This is a genomic window from Streptomyces griseus subsp. griseus (assembly GCF_000720255.1).
Taxonomy (GTDB): Bacteria; Actinomycetota; Actinomycetes; order Streptomycetales; family Streptomycetaceae; genus Streptomyces; species Streptomyces griseus_I.
Genome location: NZ_JOJE01000092.1, coordinates 1 through 4077 on the forward strand (window position 1 = coordinate 1; position 4077 = coordinate 4077).

Consider the following 4077-nt stretch of genomic DNA (forward strand, 5'->3'; position numbering starts at 1 on the left):
CGTGCTCGGTCCTGAAGTCGCTGATCACCCCGACGACGGACGCCGGGTCCGCCACGGCTACTTCACCCACAGGACCATGCAGCGTTTGAGGACATCACGCTCCATGACCAGTTCCTTGTTGTCCCGCTTGAGCTGGGCGTTCTCTCGCCGCAACCGCTCCAGCTCGTCACTCCCGCCGGCCGGTGCGGTCCCTGCCCGACGGGCACGGGAGACCCAGCTCGCCAGGGTGGTCTCGTTGATCCCCAGGTCCTCGGCGACCTCGGCGATCGTCTTTCCGGTCTCCGTGACGATCCGCACAGCCCCCTCGCGGAACTCCGGCTCGAACTTCCGTCGCTTCTCCGCCATGACTCCCAACTTCCCCTGCAGTCACGGTCTCTACGCTACGAGGGGAGGGACAGGTCAAGGTCCGGTTGCCCGGCAGCCAGACCAGCAGCGACCCTGCGCGCCTCATCCCAGGTGAGGCCGCGGCCAAGATCGCGGGTGCGGGTCAGGCCGGCTCGGCAGAACTCGGACCAAACCGAGCAGAGTGCCTCCTGCCAGACGTCTTTGGCTATCAGAAGCCGTTGTCTTTCCGAGGGTGACGGGTGCGTTTCCGCTGGTCAGGTGTAGGTGGGGTGTTTCGGCGGCAGGAACGAGGTGTCGTGTCGTCCTCGTCGGTGGAGGTGCCGGGATGCCGTCGGTGATGGGGTTGCTGGAGGAGCGTGAACGCGCCGCTCGGCAGCGGGTGGAGGCTCTCCAGGCCGAGTTGCGGGAGGCGGAGGCCGTGTAGGAGCGGTTCGTGATCGCCCGCGAGACGGTGAGCGAGGTTCTGGCGGAGCCTCGCGGTGGCGAGGACGTGCCGCCGGTCGTGGTGGCCGGTGAACAGCCGTCGCAGGTTACGGCGGCCGTGCCCGGTTCGGTGGTGCCGCACTGGCAAAAAGGGCTTGTCCCGGCGGTTCTGGCGCCGGACTACCGGCGGATCATGGACGTTCTTGCCGGTGGGAACGGGGCCTGCGGGGAGGCGATGGACTGCCGTCGGCTCGCTTCAGCCCTCGGGCTGGAGCCGGTCCCGGCAAAGGTGGAAGGGGTGCGGTCGAAAGCCAAGCGCCTGGCCGCGCGGGGCTGGCTGGCGGAGGAACGACCGGGGCTGTTCAGCGTGACCGCCGCACGAGCCGGCGGCTCATGACCATGCTCATCGACCACCGGATCACCGCTTCCGAGGTGTCGGGGCGCGTCTCGTAGTCGCGGGCCAGGCGGCGTGAGTGCATCAGCCACGCGAACGTGCGCTCCACCAGCCACCTCTTCGGCAGCACGGTGAAACCGCTGGTGTCGTCGCTGCGTCTGACCACGGTCAGCGCGATCCGCCAGGCGTCGCGGGCGAAGTCGACCAAGCGCCCGGTGTAGCCTCCGTCGGCCCATACCCGCGTGAGGCGCCAGTGCCGCTCGCCCGCGGTCCGGCATCGAGGCCGAGGTCGAGCGGCTTCGGGACATCTTCCGCGCGGACTACCTGCACCACCTGCCCCAGGTCGAGCAGGCCATGGGGCACCAGGCGCTGGCTCTCATCCAACAGCTCGACGCCGCCTGCAAAAGCGTCGACAAGCTCGCCGCCGCGACGGAGGAGGCATTCCTCGCTCACCCGGACGCCGAGATCATCACCAGTTTCCCGGGCCTGTCAGTACTGTCCGGCGCACGCGTCCTCGCAGAGATCGGTGACGATCGCGGACGCTTTGCGGACGCCAGAGCGATGAAGGCATACGCCGGCGCCGCCCCGGTGACACGAGCTTCCGGCCGCAGCCACGTCGTCGTAGCCCGAGCGGTGAAGAATCAACGCCTGGCCAGCCGGTCACATGTGGGCCTTCGCGGCTCTCCGATCGGCAGGGCCGCGGGCCCACTACGACCGCCGGCGTGACGGCGGTGAACGCCACACCGCCGCCCTTCGAAACCTGTTCAACAAGCTGCTCGGCTGCCTCTACCACTGCTTGCAAGCCGGCATGCTCTACGACCCTGAACATGCTTTCGCCAGCCCGGTCACCATGGCGGCATGACCGTCCACGGCGCAGTCGGAACTGCGTCAAAGAGGTCAACCAACCCAAGAACCGGGGAGGTCTGCGCGGATGACCTCAAGATCGGCGACTGCGTGACCGCGTGCATGGACCCAGCTGAGATCCTGCAAGCCGTCCGGGCGCAGCAATCGACCAGGAGCCGCATTCCAGCGCACAGGTGAGTCCTCTTCGCTCGCCCACATCGGATGGTCAGGCAGGTCGATGCAGGCGTAGTGGGCCTGGAGGCTGGGCACCAGCGCGTCTGGCAGCTCGCAGGCGTCGTAAAGGCTGCCGACGGCAAAGAGTGATTCGCTCAGCACCAATTCGACCCATGCCAGGGACATCCGGTCGAGGAACGGAATCCAACCCCGGTGTGACTCCACCACCGGAGGGTCGTCCTGCTCGATCTTGCTGAGGGGAATCGCCCATGCCGCACAGTCCTGGTTCTCGCGGCGGAAAACCAGGACTCCGCCAAGGGCGTCGTCGACATAGAGCCCGGCCGGCGGGACCAAGGGGTCCTGCTGTCGGGCCAGGTCGTCTCGGCGGCCCAAGAGCGCGTATCCCTCGCGCAAGGCTGCAGGGAGTTCGAAGCCGAGAACACTCTCCGCGGCTGCCAGCTCGTCCGCAGCACAACCGTCCTCGGGCCGCAGAGGACGGCCGATCCACTCACCACTGAACCAGCGCACAAAGTCCCAGGCCTGCGAGCGGTCGGTCACCCCGCCCCCCAGCGCCACTGACACATCAGGACCATCCACCATGCCCAGGACGCTACCGCGTCGCCCGACGGGCGACCGCGCGGGAGCAACGCTCACCCGGCGTCGGCTAACCAGCTCGACTTGACCCGCCAGCGACATGAGATGTCTTCGACCGCTCGGCGATCGTGTGGTCGCGGGTGGGCACCAGGGTGCCGTCCACGATGAGCACGGTGTCCCTGGCGAACCGCTTGCGGGGCTGGAGTGCGAGCAGGGGTCCGAGGTGGTTGATGACTCGGCTGGCCGTCGACTTCGAGACGCCGAACAGCGGAGCGAGCTGCCGCAACGTCAGATTAGTGCGCCAGTAGGCCGTGACCAGCAAAACCCGGTCCTCCAGCGGCAGGCTCCACGGCCGGCCTCGGTGGACCACATGTGCTCCATCGCGCCGTAGCGTGGTTACCAGTTTGCCGAAGCAGCGCGGGCTCAGCCCCGCGAACGGGGTTATCCAGGACGGCTCCGATGCCGTGATCACACTCGCCACATCATGATCATCACTCAGGCCGGCCCAATGCCGAGACAATCCCACAGTTACGCTGATCGGGGCAGCCCACAGTGCGCAAGACCGGGGGAAACCGTGAACCGACCACTGCTGTTCCTCGACGTGGACGGGCCGCTCAACCCTTACGCGGCCAAGCCGGAGAGGCGTCCCGACGGCTACACCACACTCAGAGTCCCCCGAAACGACGCCCATGAGGACGACAGGAGCCTCTCGTCCCGACGACGCCCCCTACGTGTCTGGCTCAACCCAGAGCACGGACGAATCCTGCTCCAGCTCGGCTTCGAGCTGTGCTGGGCCACCACATGGATGGACGACGCCAACCGGTGGATCGCACCGGTCCTCGGCCTTCCGGAACTTCCCTTCGTCGACTTCGGCGACGTTCTACTCCAAGAACGCCCTGATGGAGTCCACTGGAAGACCGGGCCGCTGGTGGACTACGCAGGCGGCCGTCCTTTCGCCTGGGTAGACGACGAGCAGAGCGAGCTGGATCAGACGTACGTGACCGCCCACCACCAAGGTCCCGGGCTCCTCCACCACGTCAACCCGCGGATCGGCCTACGAGAGAACGACTTCCGCGTACTCGCCGACTACGCCCGGTCCCTGACCACCTCACGAAACACCGGCTGAGCACCTCACCAGCTCTTCAGGCTGCTCCGTACTCGGAGCCAAGATCTTTGCGGGACAGCTCTTAGCCTCGATCTTTCGAGGGGGTCCGCCGACGGAGTCGGTGGGCCCTTTTGCTTTCCGGAGCTGATGGTGGGCAGGCCGGTGACCCGGCTGTCGCGTCGGGTGGGCGCCGGGTTCC

General features: G+C 67.3%; 5 protein-coding genes and 2 pseudogenes. 3 read left to right on the top strand and 4 right to left on the bottom strand.

Annotation, left to right across the window (positions count from 1 at the left end; all coding sequences use genetic code 11):
- Nucleotides 1–57 precede the first annotated feature (57 nt).
- On the bottom strand, nt 58–345 hold the full coding sequence (locus IG99_RS43040) for a transposase (protein ID WP_037684451.1): 288 nt from the start codon (nt 343–345) through the stop codon (nt 58–60).
- 433 nt (nt 346–778) lie between these two features.
- Here IG99_RS43040 and IG99_RS43045 point away from each other — a divergent pair, with 433 nt between their 5' ends.
- The gene (locus tag IG99_RS43045) at nt 779–1165 is read left to right on the top strand and encodes a hypothetical protein (RefSeq protein ID WP_234312175.1); all 387 of its coding nucleotides are present in this window, start codon (nt 779–781) and stop codon (nt 1163–1165) included.
- Here IG99_RS43045 and IG99_RS43050 read toward each other — a convergent pair.
- The gene (locus IG99_RS43050; protein WP_107056176.1) at nt 1131–1370 is read right to left on the bottom strand and encodes a transposase; all 240 of its coding nucleotides are present in this window, start codon (nt 1368–1370) and stop codon (nt 1131–1133) included. The genes IG99_RS43045 and IG99_RS43050 overlap by 35 nt on opposite strands.
- 47 nt (nt 1371–1417) lie before the next feature.
- On the opposite strand from IG99_RS43050, the pseudogene IG99_RS43055 reads away from it, so the two are divergent.
- Nucleotides 1418–2024, top strand: a pseudogene (locus IG99_RS43055) (transposase); the annotation flags it as partial.
- Between the two features lie 35 nt (nt 2025–2059).
- Here the strand turns inward: IG99_RS43055 and IG99_RS43060 are convergent.
- Both IG99_RS43060 and IG99_RS43065 read right to left on the bottom strand, forming a co-directional pair.
- Entirely contained in the window at nt 2060–2779 is a 720-nt protein-coding gene (locus IG99_RS43060; protein ID WP_037684457.1) for a hypothetical protein, read from the bottom strand.
- 103 nt (nt 2780–2882) lie between these two features.
- Nucleotides 2883–3254, bottom strand: a pseudogene (locus IG99_RS43065) (transposase family protein); the annotation flags it as partial.
- A gap of 93 nt (nt 3255–3347) precedes the next feature.
- On the opposite strand from IG99_RS43065, the gene IG99_RS43070 reads away from it, so the two are divergent.
- Complete coding sequence (locus tag IG99_RS43070) at nt 3348–3899, top strand: hypothetical protein (RefSeq protein ID WP_037684453.1); 552 nt, start codon at nt 3348–3350, stop codon at nt 3897–3899.
- Nucleotides 3900–4077: the final 178 nt, after the last annotated feature.

Coding starts and splice junctions, on each gene's coding strand:
- IG99_RS43040 (WP_037684451.1), bottom strand. CDS start 345: ATGGCGGAGAAGCGACGGAAGTTCGAGCCGGAGTTCCGCGAGGGGGCT.
- IG99_RS43060 (WP_037684457.1), bottom strand. CDS start 2,779: ATGGTGGATGGTCCTGATGTGTCAGTGGCGCTGGGGGGCGGGGTGACC.